Below are 19,381 nucleotides of genomic sequence, written 5' to 3' on the forward strand. Positions count from 1 at the left end.
TTCTGGACAGGGGGCGAGGTTCAGGCCGATACTCGCTACATGAGCTCGACGCACCCACCCTTTCGCGCATCCGACGGGGAACGTGACCGTGCGATCGACGAGCTCAAAGTCCGCGCCGTCGAGGGCCGGATCTCCCATGACACCTTCGTGGGGCGCGTGGACCAGGCATTACGGGCCCGCAACCAGTGGGAGCTCGACGAGCTGGTGGCCGACTTACCGAAGCGGCCGACGATCAGGCAGCGGCTGACCGACGCGGTCGCCGCTGTTTCCGAGTTCTCCACCAAACTGCAGACGGCCTGGCGGCGGCCGCGACTGCCCCGGCTGGCGCTGCCCGACGACGACCGGCTGCGGTATGTGGTGGGGCGGGGGTCGGCCTGCGATCTCGTGCTGTCCGACCTGACGGTGTCCCGGGTCCACGCCGAGCTGCGGCGGGAGGACGACGGCGGGTGGATGCTGGTCGACCTGGGGTCGCTCAACGGCACGCGGCTGAACGGGTGGCGGCTCGTGGGGCCGGCCCGGGTGAGGTCCGGCGATGAGGTCTCGTTCGGCGACTGCGGCTTCCTCCTGATCTCCGGCCAGCCGTCGTCCACCTGACCCGCGCCCTTCATCACGGACTCAATACGCGAGCGCGTTCGGCGCCCATCCCGTCCCGTCGCACGCCTGGCGCTACTGCCTGGCTGTGCCGCCGTCCAAGCGCGGGTTCTGTTCGCGGTGCACCGGCGTCCCATTCTCCACCGGCCGCCCGCTGCGCAGCGCTTATCCGGCCCCCTGGTGCTGAGTGCCGCCGGGTCACGCCGTTGATCGTGTGCGCGCGACGTCGGGTTTGGACGACCGTGCGCTGGTCCGGGAGTGACAGGCGCGATGGGCGGGCCTGCGGGCGGAGAACGGAGGGATGGGCGGACGGGGGCGATGGGCGGGGCGGCGGGGAGAAATACGGATATTTGCGGATTGCAGGATGGTGGGGCCGGGTCATGATCTGACGGCGATCCCTCAGCCCTTTGGAGACCCCATGCGGCGCACCTCAGCATCCCTCGTCGCGGGCGCGCTCGTCGCGGCCCTCGCGTGGGCGTCCAGTCCCACCTCCCCCGCCGTCGCCCTCGACCCCTCGGCCGGAGTGGCCGACCTGTCCCAGGACATCAACCAGATCCTCAGCGACTCGCGGCTCACGATCGCCAGAGCGGGCGTCGTGGTCAAGAGCGCCGCGACCGGCGAGGAGCTGTACGCCACCGACGCCGGCAAGCTGCTCATCCCGGCGTCGAACACCAAGCTCTTCACCTCGGCCGCGGCAGCGGAGACGCTCGGCCTCGACTACCGTTTCTCCACCTCCGTCCTGACCTCCGGCCGTAAGAGCGGCTCGATCCTGACCGGCGACCTGGTGCTGCGCGGCACTGGCGACCCGACGATGCTGGCCGAGGACTACGACGCGCTGGCCGCGAAGGTCGCGGCGGAGGGCATCAAGGTCGTCACGGGCAAGCTGCTGGCCGACGACACGTGGTTCGACTCCCAGCGGCTCGGCAACGACTGGTCATGGGACGACGAGACCGCCTACTACGCGGCGCCGATCTCCGCGCTGACCGCCTCGCCGGACCGGGACTACGACGCGGGCTCGGTGGTCGTGGCGGTGGCCGCCGACGGCGACAAGGTCAAGGTCTCCACCACACCGGAGACCGACTACCTGAAGATCGTCAACAAGGCCACCGTGGGCACGAAGACGGATGTGCTCATCGAGCGGCAACACGGCACGCGGACGGTTGTGATCACCGGCACGGTGGCGACCCCGTACCAGGAGTGGGTGGCCGTGGACGACCCCACCGCGTACGTCTCCTCGCTGTTCCGCAAGTCCCTGGCCAAGCACGGCGTCAAGGTCCTCGGCCCGACCGCGGCCGCGGCGGCCCCGGACGGGGCGAAGGAAGTCGCCGCGCACGAGTCGATGACGCTGGGCGAGCTGCTGGTGCCGTTCATGAAGCTCAGCAACAACATCCACGCCGAGATCCTCACCAAGGCCATGGGCCGCAAGGTCGCGAACCAGGGCACGTGGTCGGCCGGGCTCAAGGTCAGCACCGACTTCGCCAAGGCCAACGGGGTGCAGGTGATCAACATGCGGGACGGCTCGGGGCTGTCGCGCCGCGACGGGTTCTCGCCCGGCTCGATCGCGCAGCTGCTGACCGCCGTACGCGGCAAGCCGTGGTTCCCGACCTGGTACGAGTCACTGCCCATCGCGGGCAATGCCGACCGTTTCGTCGGCGGCACGCTGCGCAGCCGGATGCGCAACACGCCGGCCGCGAACAACGTCCATGCCAAGACCGGCTCGCTGACCGGCGTGACCTCGTTGTCCGGGTACGTCACGAGCGCCGACGGCGAGCCGCTGATCTTCTCGATCATGCTGAACCAGTACCTGTCGGGCTCGCCCAAGGACATCGAGGACAAGATCGCGGTCCGGCTCGCCCAGTTCTCCCGCGCCAACCCGGTCAACACCACGGCCCAGCTCCGCTCGGCGAACGACGCCCCGGCGGGCGACCTCGAGTGCTCGTGGATGAAGCCCGTCCAGTGCTAGCCGCCATGGCGGCTCCCTGACGTCCAGGGAGCCGCCATGGTTTACCCGAACGGCCATTTGGAGTTCCAGGTATGCCGCGACTTTTCGGGACATGGCCCACTAAGGAGGACCAGAATGCGGGTTCGACGCACTGTCGAGCTCGTCACCGGAGGACCAAATGCACAGACAGCTTCAGGCATTGGCCCGCTAAAGCCACAGGAGCGCAGGGCCTTCACCGGCCACACCCCGAGCCGGTTTCCCACCGCACGCCCACAGCGCTCCCTTCCCAGCGGGCCCGGCCGCGCCTCCCCCCGCACACGGACCGCGGCCGGGCCCGCCCTTCCCTTCGATGCCGAGCACACGGAACGCCGAGCACGGCGAAGGGGGCCCACCCCAGCAGGCAGGCCCCCTTCCGTACGCGTTGGGTCAGCGGCTCAGGATGCTGATGGGGAGGAGATCGCCCAAGCCCAGATCGACGAGGTCGTTGTCCTCACCGAAGTTGTTCCGCTCGCCGATGTAGGTCAGTCCCTGCCCATTTCCGTTGTCGTCGAGGTCCGGCAGGATGTTTGCCTGGACGGACTCGGCGGTGACGGCGGGTGTCGCAGCTAGCGCGGAGCCGCCGAACGCGACCATCCCGCCGACGAGACCGAGCAGGACGAGCCCTTGTCTATACATGGTCGAATCTCCTTGATACCTCTCGACTACTCTCCGTAGCTATCGCGAGAAGATCTGCCCTATGCCCTCTTTCAACAAACCACCCGTATTCCTCTCTTGACCTGCAAAAACCCCCCAGGTGGCGGAAGAAGTGCCAAAGATCATCCTTCTTGGCGAATACCTGCGCTCGAATGAGAAAGGCCTGCCACTTTCATGACCGCCGGATGACCACGATCACTAGGGAAGGGTAAGGACGACCGGCCCGTCAGCGGTGACGGCGACCGTGTGCTCCACGTGCACGCTCCTACTGCCGTCCGCGGAGCACACCGACCAGCCGTCGTCGGCCATGTAGTAACCGTCGCCGCCCCCGGCGATCAGGCTCGGCTCGATCGCGATCACCAGGCCGGGCCGCAGCAGCAGGCCCCGGCCCCCGCGGGCCTCGTTGGGCACGAACGGCGACTCGTGCATGGCCCGCCCGATGCCGTGACCACCGAAGTCGTTCTGCATGCCGTAGCCGGCGCCGCGGCCGATCGTGGACATGGCGTGGCCGATATCCCCCATCCTGCCGCCGGGCACGGCCGCCTTGATGCCGGCGGCGAGCGTCTCCTCGGCCACCTTGATCAGTTTCAGGTCCTCCTCGCGCGGCTCGCCGACCGTGAAGCTCACCGTGCCGTCCGCGTGCCAGCCATCCACGTACGCGCCGCAGTCCACACTGATCAGGTCGCCGTCGCGCAGCCGGTACGGCGTCGGCAGGCCGTGCAGCATGACCCCGTTGACGGACGTGCAGATCACCCCCGGATACGGGGTGGCGCCGAACGCCGGGTGATAGCCCAGGAAGGACGCCCCCGCCCGCGCCTCCTCGATGACCGTCCGCGCCACCTCGTCGAGCCGCGCCAGCGACACCCCGATGGCAGCCTGCTCCCGCACCGCCGCGTGCACGGCCGCCACCACCCGGCCCGCCTCCCGCATCGCGGCGATCTCCCCGACACTCTTCAGCTCGATCACGGCCATTCCTCCGTTCCCCCGGCTCGATAACTATACCGGTATTATTATCACGGATTGGCGCCGTGCCGACTCGGTCGAGGCCCACCAGCCGGAAGTCGAGAACGTACGCCATAGATCCTGGGTGTCGGCCGCGTCTAAACAAGGCGAGACCTCGTTCCCAAGGAGACTCGTGCATCCCGACCAGCAACAGGACTTCGCCGAGTTCGTGGCCGCCCGCTCGGACAGCTTGATCAGGCTCGCGTACGTCCTGACCGATGACCAGCACGCCGCCGAGGACCTGCTGCAGACCGCGCTGGCCAAGACGGCGGGCCACTGGCGGCGCATCCGCGGCAACCCGGAGGCGTACGTGCGGCGGGTGATGTACCACGAACAGGTCGGCCGCTGGCGCAGCCCGCGCTGGGGCCGGGAGCGGGTGGTGGACGTGGTGCCCGAGCGGGCGACCGGCGACCGCACCGCCGAGGTGGACACCCGCATCACGCTCGGCCAGGCACTGCGCGCGTTACCCGTGCGCAAGCGGGCGGTGCTGGTGCTGCGTTACTACGAGGACCTCTCGGAGTCGGAGGTCGCCAAGATCATGGGCTGCTCGGTAGGCACCGTACGCAGCCAGACGCATCAGGCGATCACCCGGCTGCGCCAGCTGGTCGGCGAACCCGTCACCCTGGAGGCCTGACATGACGACCGTCAACGAACACACCATCGCCGAGGAGCTGCGGCGCATGGCCGGCGAGGCCCGCCCCGTGGACCCCCACTCCTACGCCGCCCGCGCGACCGCCCGCTCGTCCCAACGTCGCCGCCTGTCGTGGACGCTCGCGGCCGCCTGCGCCGTCCTGGTCGCGGGCGTCGTCGTCTCCTCACTCGGCGGTGAGCCGATGACCGCGAAAGTCGCCACTCCGCCCGCCCCCGAACTGCCGCCGAACACCCCGCGGCAGCTCCAGGCCGTGCGTGCCTGCATGCCCGCCGGAGGCCCGTCCGTCAACGTCAACCCCGACTGGCGCGACCCCGCACACGGCACGGTGGCGGACTTCCGCGTGCTGGCCGAACATCGGGACAAGAACGGCTACACCGCCCTTGTCGGCAGTACCAAGGGCTTCGTCCTGTGCACGCCGAGCGCCGAGACGCCCGATCCTCCGGTGTTCACCTATTGGGGCAACAAGGCTCCGGGGAACCTGGCGAGCGCCACCGATCCGCTCATCGTGGACAGGTACACCGTGCAGTACTGGTGGGCCCCGGACCCCAAGAGCCAGGACAACTACGTCCGCGTGGTCGCCGGCCGGGTCGGTTCTTCGGTGCGGCGGGTGGTGATCGACTGGTCCGCCGGGAAGCCCACGGACGCCGTCGTGAGCAACGGCTTCTTCATCGCCAGGACGCCCGCCGGCACCGTCTCCCGCAAGGACCAGCATGGAGAGATGGCCGACTACGTCGACACGCCTCGCGTCACCGTGACGGCCTATGACGCGGCGGGCAAGGTCCTGGGCCGCGCGCCGTACGTGCCGTTCGACTGGCGCGGCCCGGTTACGTGAGGACCCGGCTCAGGAAGCCGCGGACGAGCGGGACGATCTCCCCCAGGCTGGTCTCCAGCGCCCAGTGGCCGGCGTCGAGCAGGTGCAGCTCGGCGTCCGGCAGGTCGCGGAGGTAGGCCCTGGCGGCGCCCTCGGGCATGTACCCGTCGTGCGGGCCCCACACGATCAACGTCGGCGGACGGTGCTCGCGCAGGTACGCCTGCTGTTTGGGGAACCATTCGAGCGTCGTCGCCTGGTCCTCGAAGAGAGCGACGACGTTCTCGCGGCGCTGCGGGGTGTCCATCAGCGCCCAGTGCAGTTTCCACAGGTCCGGGCTCACCCGGACGGCCAGGTGCTCGGGCAGCTCGCCGGCGAACTCGTCACGGAAACCCTCCTCCGTGACGTTCGCGGCGAGCTTCGCCCGGCCCTCCGGCGTCGGGTTCGCCCAGAACTCCTTGAGCCACCCGTACTTCGGCCCGAGCTCGTCCTCGTAGATGTCGCCGTTCTGGATGACGAGCGCGGTGACCCGCTCGGGGGCGCGCATGGCCAGGCGCAGCCCGAACTGGGAGCCGTAGTCGTGCAGGTAAACGGCGTATCGCGACAGTCCCATGACCTGCGTGAAGCGTTCCAGGAAGCCGGCGTAGCCGTCGAAGGTGTAGGAGAAGGCGGTGCGGTCGGGCGTTCCGCTGTAGCCGAAGCCCGGCAGGTCGGGGGCGATCAACCGCCATCGGTCGCCGAGCGCGGGCATGAGGTTGCGGAACTCGTACGAGGAGCAGGGATAACCGTGCGGCAGCAGGAACACCGGCGCGTCCGGCGGCCCGGCCGCGCGGTAGAAGATCTCGATCCCGCCGACGTCGATCGTCCTGTGCGCGACCGGTGCCATGATGCTTGTGGTCATGGCGTACGCATCTGCCCGCCACGACCGGTTGTTATCTAGTTCCAGATCCCCGGAACACCCGTGGGAACGTCATCCTCGACTTCCTTCTTGTCGATCACGTCCCCTTCCAGGGGCAGCAGAACGGTGACCTGACGCCCCCAGTCCATGAACCTGGTCTCCGACTCGACCTGGACCGAACCCTTGTCTCCCACCGGCAGCACACCCTTGGCGGACACCCGCTGGATCAGACCGTTGGCACCGAACCAGATCGTGTAGGAGATCTTGCCGACCCGGCTCTTCTTCGACGGCGCCCCGAACCGCTCGGCGAAGGCATCGGACACCGAGGCGAGCTTCTTGGTCGTGATCGACCCCTTCACCACCCCGTCGCGTGCGGAGGTGCGCTCGGCCAGCAGCGTCTTGAGCGTGTCCGGCTCCAACACCTCGAGCAGGAGATTGCCGGCGGGCACCGCCACCCCTCCATAGCGCACCCAGCTCGCGTCGGCCCGCCGCAACCCCTCCTCCACCACCGGCCCGGAGACGTAGCTCACGTCCCCAGCGGAGATCATCCTGGTGGACGACTGCTGCAGCGCCTCGGTCTGCTCCGGCTCGGCCTTCATCATCCTGCGCAGCAGATCCGGGCTGTAGCGCAGGGTGTGGGCCACATCGGAGGCGACCACGCCCCGCGTGCCGAACCCGATCGTGCCATCGAGCTCGGACGTGGCGTACTGGCCCGGCGAGTACGTCACCTTCGCCGTGGCCAGGACATTGACGGCCTTGCCCGGCGCCAGCTCAGCCTTGAGCTCCTTCACCGGGTCGATCTTGGGGGCCGCCTGCGCGGGGGCGGCCGCTAAGGCCACGCCCGCCACCACGGCGGCACCGACGATTGTTCGCTTCATCTGCGTTTTCCTTGGGACGGTCCAGAGGGACGCGAACAATCTTGTGCATCTAAGATCGCTAGTCAACTAGTTCGAGCAAAGCGGAGCGCCCCTCGGTGAGAGAGGCGCTCCAGGGGTTCAGGACTCGCGCTTGGGAATCATCCGCTTGACGGCGAGACCCGCGGAGACGACCGTGAAGATCGCCAGCCCGATCCAGATCGCGTTGAAGCCGGCGAATGGAGCGGACACGAGACCCCCGAAACCAGCCGCCACACCCCCGATTGGCAGGTTGTTGTACATTTCACCATTTCCTTTCTCTGTGCCAGGCCGCCTCCCAGAAGGCCTTCGCCTGGACGATCTGCAGGAACACGTCGAAGACCATCTCCACGAGCAGTAACCCGGCCAGGAGCATCTGCCGGGGGCCGCGGGCGCGTACGGTCACGACGCGTTCGACCATGAAGATCACGGTGATGGCGGCCCACACGGGCTGGATCCGCAGATCTCCCGCCACCGCGATGGACCACACAACGGTTCCCAGGTAGAGGAAGACGACCACGACACCGATGAGCGAGAGCAACTGCCGTCCCCAGTAGGGCCGGGTCACCTTCGTCCACCCGTAGTCGGTCAGGTTCTCCAGCGCGCCGCGCTTCCAGCGCAACCGCTGGCGGAAGAGCTCGCGCCAGGTGGGCATGACCTCGGTGGTCAGCGTGCATGTGCTGGGCGCCAGGATGCGCAGGCCCAGGTGGAGGATGGCCAGCGTGAGCTCGTTGTCCTCGGTGAGGACGCGCACGTCGTACACGTGGGCCGCGCCGGGCAGGCGACCGGCGCTCCGTGCGGCGACGACCTGCTGCAACGTGAGCGCGCGGAAGAGGGTGGCGGTCCCGGTCAGTACGAGTGCCTTGCCCTGAAGCCGGCGGACGTCGCGGGCGTAGCGGACGTACTCGTTGCGCTGGAGCATGCCGACGAACCCGCCGCCGTCCTTGCCGGTGAAGGTGCCGCCGACGGCGGCGTAACGGCCCTCGGCCAGGTATTCGAGCCCGGCCTGTACGAAGCCCCGGTCCAGCGCCGAGTCGGCGTCCATGACGAGGATCACGTCGTCGGTGCCGAGGAAGTGCAGCAGCCGGTCGAGCACCTGGTTGAGCGCGCCCGCCTTCTTGTGCGCGTTGCCCACGGTCTCGTACACCTCGGCGCCGCAACGACGGGCGATGTGGGCGGTGGCGTCGAAGCAGTTGTCGGCGATCACGATGACGCGATCCGGTGGCCGGGTCTGGAAGCGCAGCGAGTCGATGCTCTCGGCGATCTGCTCGGCCTCGTTGTGGGCGGGGATCAGCGCCGTGACACGCATCCGGTCGATCGGCGTCCAGGGCAGGCTTGTCTTGCCGTCGTAACGGTGCGACGTCGGTCGCGGTCGCGCAACGGCCCGCTGAGGGGTGATCACGTGGGCGCTTTCAGGCGAAGTGGGGTGAAGAGACGGAGCTATCGCCTGATGAGGAAAATGCCCAGATCAGCGAGCAAAGGACAATCTATCATGCTCTTTGCCTTCTTTAACCCCCTTAAGAGGACCTATCAACTCCTATACAGTTGAATCTCACCAAAAACACCCATCTCCTCCTTGATCCGAATTAGGTTCCCTTTTGCCCAAATCTCGTGGTCGCCGTGGCATCGTGCTGCCCGCCCTCGCCGCCGTGCTCGGAGCCGCCGCTCTGATCGCGATGTCCTCGTGGCCCCGATCCGCGGCGCCCGCCGTCCCGGCTCCCGCTCCCGCCATCGCCGCCACCGTTCCGGTGGCCGCGATTCCGCGAGTCCCGGCCTCACCCCCGGTCCGAGTGGAGATCCCCGAGATCGACGTACGGGCGAAGGTCATGAAACTGGGCCTCGGCTCCGACGGCACGCTGGAGGTTCCGCCCCTGTCGAAGGCCGATCAGACGGGCTGGTACGAGCGCGGCGCGGCCCCGGGAACCGCCGGCCCCACCGTGATCGTCGGCCACGTGGACACCGCAGACGGCCCGGCCGTCTTCTACCGGCTCGGCGAGCTGCGCCCGGGCGATCGCGTACGGGTGACGCGTGCCGACGGCAGAGTCGCCACGTTCCAGCTCGACGCGCTGGAGTCGGTACGCAAGGACGCCTTCCCCACTCAGCGGGTCTACGGCGACGTGGCGTACCCGGCCATCCGGCTGATCACCTGCGGCGGCGACTTCGACGGCACGAGCGGCCACTATCGGAACAACATCATCGCCTACGGCCACCTCGTCTCGATCACCTGAGACCCGGCGCGGCGGCGCGGCGCCAGGCCGCGTCGCGGAGCAGGCGCAGGCCGTTGAGGCCGACGATGATGGTGGAGCCCTCGTGCCCGGCCACGCCGAGCGGCAGCGGCAGTTCCCCGAACAGGTCCCAGCCCACCAGCACCGCGATGAAGGTCCCGGCAATGGCGAGGTTGGCGATGACCAGGCGGCGGGCCCGCCGGGCCAGGGCGAGCACAGCCGGTACGGCGGCCAGTTCGTCCCGCGTGATGACCGCGTCGGCGGTGTCCAGGGCGAGATCGGACCCGGCCCGGCCCATCGCGATGCCGGTGTGGGCCGACGCCAGCGCGGGAGCGTCGTTGACGCCGTCGCCCACCAGCGCCACCCGCGCACCCCGTTCCTGGAGCTCGCGCACGGCCGTCACCTTGTGCTCGGGCAGCAGGCCGGCGTACACGTCGTCGATCCCGACGTGGGCGGCCACCCGGCCGGCCGCGCGCGGGTTGTCGCCGGTCAGCAGCACCGGCGGGGCCTCGGTAACCGCCTTCAGCCGGGCGACGGCGTCGGCCGCGCCGGGCCGCGTGCGATCGGCCAGGGCCAGCACGGCGACGGGCACGCCGTCCACGCGCATCACCACGGCACTGTGCCCGCCGTCCTCCAGCTCGCCGACCACCGAGCCGTACGCGCTGCTGCCCGCCCCGCCGGCCTGCCGGTCCCCAGGATGGGCAGGTGTCAGGAGCGCGGTGGGGCTGCCGATCTCGACCAGCTTCCCGTCGACGCGTGCGCGCACGCCGGTCCCCGGCACCGCCTCGAACGACTCCGCCGCGGGCCAGGTCAGGCCCGCCTCGCGGGCCGCCTGGACGACGGCGCGGCCGAGCGGGTGCTCCGATCCCTCCTCCGCCGCGGCGGCCAGCGGGAGGACGCTCTCTCGCGTCCCGGAGAGTAGGCGGATCTCGGCCAGGTACGGCCGGCCCTCGGTCAGCGTGCCGGTCTTGTCGAAGGCGACCTGGGTGACGCCGGCCAGCTGCTCCATGACCACGGCGGACTTGACCAGCACCCCGTTCCGCCCAGCGGTGGCGATGGCGGCCAGCAGCGGCGGCATGGTCGCCAGCACCACGGCGCACGGTGAGGCCACGATCATGAAGGTCATCGCCCGCAGCAGGCTCTCCTGCAGCGGCACGCCCCACAGCAACGGCAACGTGAACAACGCGACGGTCGCGGCGACCATGGCGACGGAGTAGCGCTGCTCGACCTTCTCGATGAACAGCTGGGTACGCGCCTTCGTGGCACTGGCCTGCTCGACCATGGCGACGATCCGGGCGATCACCGTGCCGGCCGCCGGCCGCGTCACCCGTATCCGCAGGACGCCCACGCCGTTCAGGGTCCCGGCGAACACCTCGTCGCCGGGCCGCTTGTCCGCCGGCAGGCTCTCGCCGGTGATGGTCGCCTGGTCGACGTCGCTGGCGCCGGCCACGACTTCACCATCGGCGCCGATCCGCTCCCCCGGCCGTACCAGGATGATCTCGCCGACCTCCAGCTCGGCGGTGTCGACGATCTCCTCGCCGCCGTTCTCCGTCACGCGGGTGGCCCGTTCAGGCGCCAGGTTCAGCAGTCCGCGTACGGAATCCTCGGTGCGTTTGGTGGCGACGGCCTCCAGCGCGCCCGAGGTGGCGAAGATGACGATGAGCAGCGCGCCGTCGAATACCTGCCCGATCGCGGCGGCCCCGATCGCCGCCACCACCATCAGCAGATCGACGTCCAGGGTCTTGTCCCGCAACGCCTGCAGTCCGGCCAGTCCGGGCTCCCAGCCTCCGGCGGCGTAGCAGGCGAGATAGAGCGCCCACCACATCCACGACGGCGCCCCGGCCAGCTGCGCGATGCCTCCGGCCGCGAACAAGGCGGTGGCGGCCACCGCCCAGCGGACCTCGGGCAACGATCCCGCCCCGGTCCGCCACCACGTCGCGGCCTTGGTCGGCGGCGGCACGGCGTCAGCGGGGCGCGTTCTCACATCTGTGGTCACCATGGCATCGTATATGCGCATTCACGCAGATACGCAAGTAAAGAGGTCGGCGGCTATGCTACTGGCATGCACACGTCGCTGCCCGACTTCGACATGCCGAACGAGGAACAGGTGCACCTGGCGGCGGAGTCGTTCCGCCTGCTCTCCGACCCGACCCGGATCAAGATCCTGTGGGCGCTGCTGCAGGGTGAGTCGTCCGTCGCCTGCCTGGCCGAGCTCGCCGACGCCGCCCCCACCGCCGTCAGCCAGCACCTGGCCAAGCTTCGTCTGGCCGGGCTGGTCAAGGGGCGTCGCGAGGGGACGTTCGTGTATTACAGGGCGGCGGACGAGCACGTGCGCCGTCTCCTGACCGAGGGCCTTTACCACGCCGACCACATCGACCGCGACAGCCTGCCCGCCGCCGACGCGGCTCACCGCACGGGGTGAACGTGCTCCGCGAGCGTCTCGGCGGCTATCGGCCGGAGCGTCTCGACCGCCGCGAGGAGCGCCTCTTCGCCGGCACCATGGCTTTCGAGCTGGAGCAACGCACCGTTCCTATGGGCGAACACCCCGATCCGTCCGTTCTTGCCATAGCGGACCCACCGATCCCGGGATGCCGCCCGGCAGGGGCCGGCCTCGTCCTGCCAGGACCCGGCGTACGGCGTCGTGCACGCCTCCGCGGCGCTCGCGGCCGAGCCCCGGCGGACGGTCACCTGGATGCCCAGGAAGCTCCCGCCCACCGCCTCCGCACCGCCGCGCCGGTACTCCAGCGAGATCGCCGGCTCCTCCGGGCTGCCGATGATCGGGGCTTGGGCGTCGTAGAGCCTGTGCTCGGAGATGTCGGGCGCCACCAGCGGCACTCCGAGCAGTTCGAAGCTGCGCGCCTGGTGCCAGCGCCGGGCCGGCTCCTCGAGGGAGAACGCCAGCCCGCAGACGGCGGCGAGCCCGCAGAGCGCGGCGCCCCTGCACCACCACTGCCCCGTGGCCGTCAGCGCCCAGGCGGCGACGGCGAATCCGGCCACCGCCGCCAGCACGTGCACTCCGCCGAGCAACGACCGGTCGAACCCGTAGTCGGTCGTCTCGGGCGCGACGCTCCACAGGGCGCCACCCAGGGTCAGGGTGGCGAGCCCACCGGCCAAGGCGATGACGAGCCGGCGGCGTGACAGGAACTGAGCCGCCATGGCCATGCCGATCACCAAGAGCGCCAACAGCATTTCGGAAGAATAAGGACCGCGCACGCCCGAGTGTCCGTCCCATGGCGGGCTCGCCGCCCACATGCCGGCCTGCACGGCCCCGACCACCAGCCCGACCAGCACACCTCTGCCTAATGCCGCCGATGGCGTCATGTCCCGCATGCGCCCATGGTCGTGTTTTCGTCCCTCGCCGAAGGCTCGATCGGCAGAACCTCCACAGACTCCGCACAAAGAAGCGGCGTGGATTCCACATTCCCGGAGGGACCAGCATGATCGCGCTGCTGCCGCAGTCCCCGTGCGAAAGCCCCACCGGACGCCTGCGTTCGGTGGGGCTTTCCGTAGCCATCCGCGGACAGTACGGGTGGGCGCGCGAAACGCCCACCCGAACCACCCGGTGAGCTAGGCCTTCAGCCAGCTCATCATCGGGCGCAGCTTGGCGCCCGTCTTCTCGATCGGGTCCTCGGCCAGCTCCTCGCGGTACTGGGAGAACTTCTTCTGGCCGCTGTCGAACTCCTCGACCAGCTCACGCGCGAACGACCCGTCCTGGATCTCGCCCAGGATGCGGCGCATCTCCTGACGGGCCTCGTCGCCGACGACGCGCGGGCCGCGGGTGTAGCCGCCGTACTCCGCCGTGTCGGAGACCGACCAGTACATCTTGGAGATGCCGCCCTCGTACATCAGGTCGACGATGAGCTTCATCTCGTGCAGGCACTCGAAGTACGCGACCTCCGGCTGGTAGCCGGCCTCGATCAGCGTGTCGAAGCCCGCCTTGATGAGCTCGGACACGCCACCGCACAGCACGGCCTGCTCGCCGAACAGGTCGGTCTCCGTCTCCTCCTTGAACGTGGTGCGCAGCGCGCCGGCGCGGGTGCCACCGATGCCCTTGGCGTACGACAGCGCCAGGTCCAGCGCCTTGCCGGAGGCGTCCTTCTCGACGGCCACGAGGCAGGGCACACCGCGGCCGGCCTCGAACTGGCGGCGGACGAGGTGGCCGGGGCCCTTCGGGGCGACCATGCAGACGTCGACGCCCTCGGGCGCCTCGATGAGGCCGTAGCGGATGTTCAGGCCGTGCCCGAAGAACAGGGCGTCGCCCTCGACGAGGTTGGGAGCGACGTGCTCGGCGTACAGGTGGCGCTGGATGTGGTCCGGCGCCAGGATCATCGTGAGGTTGGCCTCCTCGACGGCCTCGGCCGGCGTGACGACCCGCAGCCCGTCGTTCTCCGCCTTCTCCCGGCTCTTGGAGCCCTCGGGCAGGCCGACGCGCACGTCCACGCCGGAGTCACGCAGAGAGAGCGCGTGGGCGTGGCCCTGGCTGCCGTACCCCAGCACGGCCACGTGGCGTCCCTGAATGATCGACAGGTCGGCCTGGTCGTCGTAGTAGATCTCGGTCACTTGCTTCAAACCTTTCAGGCGGTACGGTCCAGTGCCCTGAGGGACCGGTCAGTGATGGATCGGGCGCCGCGGCCGATGGCCACCATGCCCGACTGTACAAGTTCTTTGATACCGAACGGCTCGAGCACCTTGATGAAGGCATCCAGCTTGTCGGGTGTGCCGGTGACCTCGATGGTCACGGCGTCGGCCGCCACGTCGACGCAGCGGGCGCGGAAGAGCTGGACGAGCTCCAGCACGTGCGAGCGGCTCTCGGCGTCGGCCTTGACCTTGATCAGCATCAGCTCGCGCTGCACGGACTGCGACGGGTCGAGCTCAACGATCTTGAGCACGTTCACGAGCTTGTTGAGCTGCTTGGTGACCTGCTCCAACGGCAGGTCCTCGACGCTCACGACGATCGTCATGCGTGAGATGTCGTCGTGCTCGGTCGGCCCGACGGCCAGCGAGTCGATGTTGAAACCGCGCCGGCTGAACAGCGCCGACACGCGGGCCAGCACGCCCGGCTTGTTCTCGACAAGCACCGACAGAGTGTGCCTACTCATCCTCGTTCTCCCACTTCGGCGCCATGTCGCGGGCGATCTTGATGTCGTCGTTGCTGGTGCCTGCCGCGACCATGGGCCAGACCATCGCGTCCTGGTGGACGACGAAGTCGACCACGACGGGCACGTCATTGATCTCCATGGCCTTCTTGATGACGGCGTCCACGTCCTCGGGACGCTCGCACCGCAGGCCCACACAACCATAGGCCTCGGCGAGCTTCACGAAGTCCGGGATCCGGCGCGTCGTCTGCAGGTTCGTGTTGGAGTAGCGCTGGTCGTAGAAGAGCGTCTGCCACTGGCGAACCATGCCCAGGTTACCGTTGTTGATGACGGCGATCTTGATCGGCACGCCCTCCAGCGCGCAGGTGGCCAGCTCCTGGTTGGTCATCTGGAAGCAGCCGTCGCCGTCGATGGCCCACACCGTGGCGTCCGGGCGGCCCATCTTGGCGCCCATCGCGGCCGGCACGGCGAAGCCCATCGTGCCCAGGCCGCCGGAGTTGATGAACGTGCCGGGGTTCTCGTAGTCGATGAACTGCGAGGCCCACATCTGGTGCTGGCCGACCCCGGCCACGTAGTACGTGTCCGGTCCGGCGATCGCGCTCAGCCGCTCCATCACGTACTGCGGGGCCAGCGAGCCGTCCTCGAACCGCTCGTAACCCAGCGGGTACGTCTTCTTGTAGCTGTTGAGCAGCGTCCACCAGTCGGCGTAGTCGCCCTTCTGCCCGGACGCCTGGATCGCGGCGATGAGGTCATTGATGACCTCCTTGCAGTCGCCCACGATGGGCACGTCGGCGTGCCGGTTCTTGGAGATCTCCGCCGGGTCGATGTCGGCGTGCACGACCTTCGCGTACGGCGCGAACGACTTCAGCTCGCCGGTCACCCGGTCGTCGAAGCGCACCCCGAGGCCGATGATCAGGTCGGACTGCTGCAGCGCGCCGACGGCCGACACGCTGCCGTGCATGCCAGGCATGCCCATGTGCTGCGGGTGGCTGTCGGGGAACGTGCCGCGCGCCATCAACGTGGTGATCACCGGGATGTGCGTCAGCTCGGCCAGCTGCAGCAGCTCCGCCGAGGCGCGGGCCTTGTGCACGCCGCCGCCGACGTACAGGACCGGCCGCTTGGACTCGGCGATCAGCTTGGCCGCCTCGCGGATCTGCTTCGAGTGCGGCCGCGTCACCGGGCGGTAGCCCGGCAGTTGCATCACCGGCGGCCAGGAGAAGGTGGTGTCGGCCTGCAGCGCGTCCTTGGAGATGTCCACGAGCACCGGGCCGGGCCGGCCGGTCGAGGCGATGTGGAACGCCTCGGCGATCGTGCGCGGAATGTCCGCCGCGTCGGTGACCAGGAAATTGTGCTTGGTGATCGGCATGGTGATGCCGGAAATGTCGGCCTCTTGGAAGGCGTCCGTACCGATCGCCTTGCTGGCCACCTGTCCGGTGATCGCCACGATCGGCACCGAGTCCATATACGCGTCCGCGATCGGCGTCACCAGGTTGGTGGCACCGGGACCGCTGGTCGCCATGCACACACCCACCTTGCCCGTGGCCTGCGCATAGCCCTCGGCCGCGTGCCCTGCGCCCTGCTCGTGCCGTACAAGCACGTGCCGGACCTTGGTCGAGTCGTAGAGAGGATCGTAGGCGGGCAGGATGGCGCCGCCAGGGATCCCGAACACGGTGTCGACTCCCACGTGCTCCAACGCCCTCACCAGGGCTTGTGCACCTGTCATGCGTTCGGTCATCGGCTCGTTCCTTGCGTGGCTACTCGCTTAGGACATAAAAAAGGCCCCTTCCCACCGGGCGGCGGTGGGTCTGGGGCGGCGCGCAGGTCGCAGTGCTTCGCTATCGGCCTGCGCGCCGGCGAAGTACTACGAGAATCTCACTGCGAAGCATGTCGTCCACGATAGCCGCTCCGAGCGCCCTGATGTCAACTTCGTGGACACAAGTCTCAAACCGTGAGACTCGTCCGCATCAAGGAGTCGACCCCGCGCGCCGCCATGGGGCGGGCGACCAGGAAGCCCTGACCACTGGTGCAGCCCATTTTCCGCAGCAGCTCCAGCTGTTCAGGACGCTCGATGCCCTCGGCCACCACGGTCAGCCCGAGGTCGTGGCCGAGCCGCACGATCGTACGGGTGAGCAGCGTCAGTGTGTCGTCCCTGCCGAGTCCGGCCACGAACGACGGATCGATCTTGATCATGTCGACGGGCAGCTGCCTGAGGAACGCCAGCGACGCGTAGCCGGTGCCGAAGTCGTCGATGGCCAGGCGCACGCCGAGCGCCCGCAGCTCCGACAGCCGCTTGACCGTCTCCTCGGCGTCCTCGACCAGCATCTCCTCGATCACCTCGAGGGTGAGCGCCGACGCGGGCAACCCGCTCTCGGCCAGCGCCTCCTCGACCGTCTCGACGAAACGTGGCGCGGTGATCTGCCGGGCCGACAGGTTGAGCGACAACCCGATGTCCCAGGAGGAGGCCCGCCAGGCGGCGACCTCCCTGCACGCCTCACGCAGGATCCACTCGCTCAGCGGCACGATCAGGCCGGTGTCCTCGGCCGGGCCCAGGAACTGCTCGGGCGGCACGAACACCGACCCCCGCCACCACCGCACGAGCGCCTCCACCGCGGTCACCCGCGAGGTGGCCAGGTCCACCACAGGCTGGTATTCGATCGCGAACTGCTGCTCGATCAGCGCCCGTTGCAGGTCGGCCGCCAGCTCCAGGCGGCGTACGACATCGGCGTGCATGTGGGCGGCGAACACCTCCACCCGGCGCCCGCCCAGCTCTTTGGAGCGCGCCATGGCGACATCCGCGTTACGCAGCAGGTCACCGGCCGGCGTGTCGTCCTCGGTGAAGGCCACGCCCACGCTCGCGGTCAGCGCCACGTCCCGGTCGGCAACCCGGAACGGCTCCTGCGAGACGGCACGGACGAGCCGCTCGGCCAGGTCCACCGCGACCTGAGCCTCGCCGCCGGTCTCCACCAGCACCGCGAACTCGTCGCCGCCCCACCGGGCGAGCGTGTCGTCGGCGCGGACGGCGCCACGCAGCCGCCGGGCCGCCTGCCCGAGCAGGTAGTCGCCACTGGCGTGCCCCACGGAGTCGTTGACGGAGGTGAACCCGTCCAGGTCGAGGAAGATCACCGCGACGTGGCCGGACGTGCGCCCGGTCAACACCTCGCGGGTGCGCTCCTCGAAGTAGGCGCGGTTGGGCAGGCCGGTGACGCCGTCGTGGAACGTGAGGTGGGCGACCTGGTTGCGCAGGGCCTCCTCGTCGCTGATGTCTCTGGTCGTGACCAGCATGAGCTCGTCGCCGCCGACGTGACGGGTGGCGACCGACTCCGTCGGGCGCCAGGTGCCGTCGGCCGCCCGCACCCGGCAGGCGATCAGGCAGGCGCCAGGGGCGGCGTTGTCCTCGTCGAGGTGCATGGCGCGCAGCGCGGCCTGGATGCCGGGCACGTCCTCGGGGTGGATGTAGTCGAAAATCGACCCGCCGACCAGATCGTCGGGGCGGTAGCCGTAGGTGACCTCGACCCCGGGGCCGATCTCGCGTACGACGCCCGCGTAGTCGCACAGGAACACCACGTCGCCCGAGCTCTCCGCCAGCTCCCTGAGCTGGCGCTCCCCGAGCCTGACCAGCCCGCGCAGGCGCACGTTGGCCGCCGACACCACGAACAGACGCACCAGCACGAGCAGCACCACGGAGACCGCGACCACCACGACGCCGCTGACAGGCCGCTCGGCACGCCCGCCGGCCAGGTGGGCCAGCAGCGTGCAGGCCGCCACGGCGACCAGCGCCAGCGGGACCATCGCGACGACGTTCCTGGCGGCGAGCACGCCCGCCTCCCTGCCCCGCAGCGCCCACGGAACGGCGGCGAGCAGCAGGAGCGCGACGGGCGCCAGCATGACGGTCCAGGTCGGCGGCACACCGCCGTCCAGGCGCGCGACCCCCGTGGCCAGGGCCGCCACGGTCATGGCGGCGAGCACACCGGTGCCGGCCAGGCCGAGCAGCCACGAGGACGACCTGCTGGTCAGCACGGACGGGATCACGGCGCACGTCACCAGCAGCGCCACCATCGGCGGCAGCATGACCAGCGTGAACGCCGGCGGGTCGGCCGCGGCGTACACGTGGCGCAACTGCACCACCCATCCGATGAGGAAGAGCGAGGCGGCGCACAGGTAGGCGTCGCTGATATGCCGCAGAACAACCTTGGCCGGAAGTTTGCGGTCGGCGGCGATCAACGCGCCGCCCGCGGTGACCACGGTGCCGAGCAACACGAACATGTCGGCGAAGCCGGCGACGAAAGTCTCGGTGAACGGACGCAGCGCCATCCCAGCGCCCCAGATGACGGCGCCGCCGCCCATCCAGCGCGCCCCCACCGCCGTCGGGCGGTGTCCGGCCGACCTCAGCGAGACGGCCAGCAAAGAGGCGGCGGCGACCAGCACCGCGATCACTCCGGCTATCGCTCCGGCGATCAGGACCTGTTCGTCCTTGACGAACGCGGCAGCGAGCACCACCACGCCTGCCGCAACCGCGGCGGTCAGCGGCGCACGTGGATCACGCCAGCGGATCACAGTCGTTGCCCATCCCGTCTCGAACAC

17 protein-coding genes are annotated in these 19,381 nt (G+C 69.4%); 6 read left to right on the forward strand and 11 right to left on the reverse strand.

Annotated features, from left to right (window positions below; translation table 11 throughout):
- Positions 1-39 precede the first annotated feature (39 nt).
- Entirely contained in the window at positions 40-594 is a 555-nt protein-coding gene (locus tag EDD27_RS34290) for a DUF1707 and FHA domain-containing protein (protein ID WP_127936074.1), read from the forward strand.
- Between the two features lie 415 nt (positions 595-1,009).
- Positions 1,010-2,554 (forward strand): D-alanyl-D-alanine carboxypeptidase/D-alanyl-D-alanine endopeptidase, encoded by a 1,545-nt coding sequence (gene dacB / locus EDD27_RS34295; protein ID WP_127936075.1) that lies wholly within the window; start codon positions 1,010-1,012, stop codon positions 2,552-2,554.
- Between the two features lie 405 nt (positions 2,555-2,959).
- Here the strand turns inward: dacB and EDD27_RS34300 are convergent, their stop codons facing one another.
- Together EDD27_RS34300 and map are read right to left on the reverse strand one after the other, a co-directional pair.
- Complete coding sequence (locus EDD27_RS34300) at positions 2,960-3,208, reverse strand: hypothetical protein (RefSeq protein ID WP_127936076.1); 249 nt, start codon at positions 3,206-3,208, stop codon at positions 2,960-2,962.
- Positions 3,209-3,424: 216 nt separating this feature from the next.
- Positions 3,425-4,192, reverse strand: coding sequence for a type I methionyl aminopeptidase (map, locus tag EDD27_RS34305; RefSeq protein ID WP_127936077.1), 768 nt, complete (start codon positions 4,190-4,192; stop codon positions 3,425-3,427).
- Positions 4,193-4,361: 169 nt separating this feature from the next.
- Between map and EDD27_RS34310 the strand changes: the two genes are divergently transcribed.
- Together EDD27_RS34310 and EDD27_RS34315 are read left to right on the forward strand one after the other, a co-directional pair.
- The gene (locus EDD27_RS34310; RefSeq protein WP_127936078.1) at positions 4,362-4,862 is read left to right on the forward strand and encodes a SigE family RNA polymerase sigma factor; all 501 of its coding nucleotides are present in this window, start codon (positions 4,362-4,364) and stop codon (positions 4,860-4,862) included.
- 1 nt (position 4,863) lies between these two features.
- Positions 4,864-5,712, forward strand: coding sequence for a hypothetical protein (locus EDD27_RS34315; RefSeq protein WP_127936079.1), 849 nt, complete (start codon positions 4,864-4,866; stop codon positions 5,710-5,712).
- Here the strand turns inward: EDD27_RS34315 and EDD27_RS34320 are convergent.
- The 3 genes from EDD27_RS34320 to EDD27_RS34330 all read right to left on the reverse strand — a co-directional run bounded on the left by EDD27_RS34320 (position 5,705) and on the right by EDD27_RS34330 (position 8,788).
- Positions 5,705-6,589 carry an alpha/beta fold hydrolase gene (locus tag EDD27_RS34320; protein WP_127936080.1) on the reverse strand — a complete coding sequence of 295 codons (885 nt, stop codon included), beginning with the start codon at positions 6,587-6,589 and terminating at the stop codon, positions 5,705-5,707. The two genes, EDD27_RS34315 and EDD27_RS34320, sit on opposite strands and share 8 nt — an antisense overlap.
- A gap of 35 nt (positions 6,590-6,624) precedes the next feature.
- Positions 6,625-7,464, reverse strand: a complete 840-nt coding sequence (locus EDD27_RS34325) for a hypothetical protein (protein ID WP_127936081.1) — start codon at positions 7,462-7,464, stop codon at positions 6,625-6,627.
- A 280-nt stretch (positions 7,465-7,744) separates the two neighbouring features.
- Positions 7,745-8,788: a glycosyltransferase family 2 protein gene (locus tag EDD27_RS34330; RefSeq protein ID WP_127936082.1), complete on the reverse strand. Its 1,044-nt coding sequence runs from the start codon at positions 8,786-8,788 to the stop codon at positions 7,745-7,747.
- Positions 8,789-9,077: 289 nt separating this feature from the next.
- Between EDD27_RS34330 and EDD27_RS34335 the strand changes: the two genes are divergently transcribed.
- Positions 9,078-9,707 (forward strand): class F sortase, encoded by a 630-nt coding sequence (locus EDD27_RS34335; RefSeq protein ID WP_206641786.1) that lies wholly within the window; start codon positions 9,078-9,080, stop codon positions 9,705-9,707.
- On the opposite strand, the gene EDD27_RS34340 is transcribed toward EDD27_RS34335, so the two are convergent.
- Positions 9,700-11,688, reverse strand: coding sequence for a heavy metal translocating P-type ATPase (locus EDD27_RS34340; RefSeq protein ID WP_421916244.1), 1,989 nt, complete (start codon positions 11,686-11,688; stop codon positions 9,700-9,702). The genes EDD27_RS34335 and EDD27_RS34340 overlap by 8 nt on opposite strands.
- Positions 11,689-11,766: 78 nt before the next feature.
- Between EDD27_RS34340 and EDD27_RS34345 the strand changes: the two genes are divergently transcribed.
- Complete coding sequence (locus tag EDD27_RS34345) at positions 11,767-12,126, forward strand: ArsR/SmtB family transcription factor (RefSeq protein WP_127936084.1); 360 nt, start codon at positions 11,767-11,769, stop codon at positions 12,124-12,126.
- Here the strand turns inward: EDD27_RS34345 and EDD27_RS34350 are convergent.
- The 5 genes from EDD27_RS34350 to EDD27_RS58000 form a co-directional block, all read right to left on the reverse strand.
- Positions 12,111-13,034: a hypothetical protein gene (locus EDD27_RS34350; RefSeq protein ID WP_127936085.1), complete on the reverse strand. Its 924-nt coding sequence runs from the start codon at positions 13,032-13,034 to the stop codon at positions 12,111-12,113. The two genes, EDD27_RS34345 and EDD27_RS34350, sit on opposite strands and share 16 nt — an antisense overlap.
- 237 nt (positions 13,035-13,271) lie before the next feature.
- Positions 13,272-14,255 (reverse strand): ketol-acid reductoisomerase, encoded by a 984-nt coding sequence (ilvC, locus tag EDD27_RS34355; protein ID WP_127941147.1) that lies wholly within the window; start codon positions 14,253-14,255, stop codon positions 13,272-13,274.
- 23 nt (positions 14,256-14,278) lie between these two features.
- Entirely contained in the window at positions 14,279-14,803 is a 525-nt protein-coding gene (ilvN, locus tag EDD27_RS34360) for an acetolactate synthase small subunit (RefSeq protein WP_127936086.1), read from the reverse strand.
- Complete coding sequence (locus EDD27_RS34365) at positions 14,796-16,535, reverse strand: acetolactate synthase large subunit (RefSeq protein ID WP_127936087.1); 1,740 nt, start codon at positions 16,533-16,535, stop codon at positions 14,796-14,798. Before EDD27_RS34365 ends, ilvN begins: the two co-directional genes overlap by 8 nt.
- A gap of 206 nt (positions 16,536-16,741) precedes the next feature.
- Entirely contained in the window at positions 16,742-19,354 is a 2,613-nt protein-coding gene (locus EDD27_RS58000; RefSeq protein ID WP_277750773.1) for a sensor domain-containing phosphodiesterase, read from the reverse strand.
- Positions 19,355-19,381 lie beyond the last annotated feature (27 nt).

The sequence above is a fragment of the Nonomuraea polychroma genome, assembly GCF_004011505.1.
GTDB lineage: Bacteria > Actinomycetota > Actinomycetes > Streptosporangiales > Streptosporangiaceae > Nonomuraea > Nonomuraea polychroma.

What these genes read in the sequence shown, in the direction of transcription:
- EDD27_RS34320 (WP_127936080.1), bottom strand. Translation starts at nt 6,589, where the DNA reads ATGACCACAAGCATCATGGCACCGGTCGCGCACAGGACGATCGACGTC.
- EDD27_RS34345 (WP_127936084.1), top strand. Translation starts at nt 11,767, where the DNA reads ATGCACACGTCGCTGCCCGACTTCGACATGCCGAACGAGGAACAGGTG.
- EDD27_RS34315 (WP_127936079.1), top strand. Translation starts at nt 4,864, where the DNA reads ATGACGACCGTCAACGAACACACCATCGCCGAGGAGCTGCGGCGCATG.
- EDD27_RS34365 (WP_127936087.1), bottom strand. Translation starts at nt 16,535, where the DNA reads ATGACCGAACGCATGACAGGTGCACAAGCCCTGGTGAGGGCGTTGGAG.
- EDD27_RS34330 (WP_127936082.1), bottom strand. Translation starts at nt 8,788, where the DNA reads ATGCGTGTCACGGCGCTGATCCCCGCCCACAACGAGGCCGAGCAGATC.
- ilvN (WP_127936086.1), bottom strand. Translation starts at nt 14,803, where the DNA reads ATGAGTAGGCACACTCTGTCGGTGCTTGTCGAGAACAAGCCGGGCGTG.
- dacB (WP_127936075.1), top strand. Translation starts at nt 1,010, where the DNA reads ATGCGGCGCACCTCAGCATCCCTCGTCGCGGGCGCGCTCGTCGCGGCC.
- EDD27_RS34300 (WP_127936076.1), bottom strand. Translation starts at nt 3,208, where the DNA reads ATGTATAGACAAGGGCTCGTCCTGCTCGGTCTCGTCGGCGGGATGGTC.
- EDD27_RS34290 (WP_127936074.1), top strand. Translation starts at nt 40, where the DNA reads ATGAGCTCGACGCACCCACCCTTTCGCGCATCCGACGGGGAACGTGAC.
- EDD27_RS34350 (WP_127936085.1), bottom strand. Translation starts at nt 13,034, where the DNA reads ATGCGGGACATGACGCCATCGGCGGCATTAGGCAGAGGTGTGCTGGTC.
- EDD27_RS34325 (WP_127936081.1), bottom strand. Translation starts at nt 7,464, where the DNA reads ATGAAGCGAACAATCGTCGGTGCCGCCGTGGTGGCGGGCGTGGCCTTA.